Below are 979 nucleotides of genomic sequence, written 5' to 3' on the forward strand. Positions count from 1 at the left end.
TACGGCTATTTTAATCGTTTTTGCAGGAGGAGACCCTACAAAAGTTTTTAAAACCAAAACATAAAAAATGGCCGGATTTTTTTTCCGACCATGACTAGCCAATTGGCTTCTTTTTTTGTTTCTTCCTCAAAAACTAAAGCTGTATATTTGCTAATAATTTTTCAAAAAACTTAATATGAAATTTTTTATCGACACAGCCAACTTGGATCAAATTAGAGAAGCTCAAGATTTGGGAATCCTAGATGGCGTTACAACAAACCCTTCTCTTATGGCAAAAGAAGGAATCTCTGGCAAAGAAGCTATCAACAAACACTATGTTGATATTTGTAATATCTCAGACGGCGATGTTTCTGCAGAAGTTCTTTCTACAACCTACGAAGAAATGATCAAGGAAGGCGATGAATTAGCTGCTTTGCACGAAAGAATCGTTGTAAAAATCCCAATGATCAAAGACGGCGTAAAAGCTTTAAAATATTTTTCTGATAAAGGAATTAAAACAAACTGTACTTTGATTTTTTCTGCTGGTCAAGCTTTATTAGCGGCAAAAGCTGGCGCAACTTATGTATCTCCGTTTTTAGGAAGATTAGATGATATTTCTGTTGATGGTCTTAATCTAATTGAAGAAATCAGAACCATTTATGACAATTATATGTTCGACACAGAGATTCTGGCAGCATCTATCAGAAGTCCTATGCATATCATCAATTGTGCTAAGATTGGAGCAGATGTGATTACGTCCCCTCTTCCATCAATCCTTAATTTATTGAAACATCCATTAACTGATTCTGGACTAGCTCAGTTTGTTGCTGATTCTAAGAAATTAGGATAAAATCATTTAAATAAAAAAATGAATCCGTCTCACAACAAAATTTGAGGCGGATTTTTTTGTTATAAAAGTTTTTCAATATTTTAAGAAAAAGTGAAAAGTTGTCCTCTTCAGGCAACTTTCTTTCTTAAATTGTGTGCTAAAGCGTGTAAT

Annotated in this window: 1 protein-coding gene; it reads left to right on the forward strand. The window is 33.7% G+C overall.

Annotated elements, in window-relative coordinates; all coding sequences use genetic code 11:
- Nucleotides 1–175 precede the first annotated feature (175 nt).
- On the forward strand, nt 176–829 hold the full coding sequence (gene fsa, locus DRF58_RS18120; protein ID WP_027383794.1) for a fructose-6-phosphate aldolase: 654 nt from the start codon (nt 176–178) through the stop codon (nt 827–829).
- Nucleotides 830–979: the final 150 nt, after the last annotated feature.

The organism is Epilithonimonas hispanica (assembly GCF_003385395.1).
GTDB lineage: Bacteria > Bacteroidota > Bacteroidia > Flavobacteriales > Weeksellaceae > Epilithonimonas > Epilithonimonas hispanica.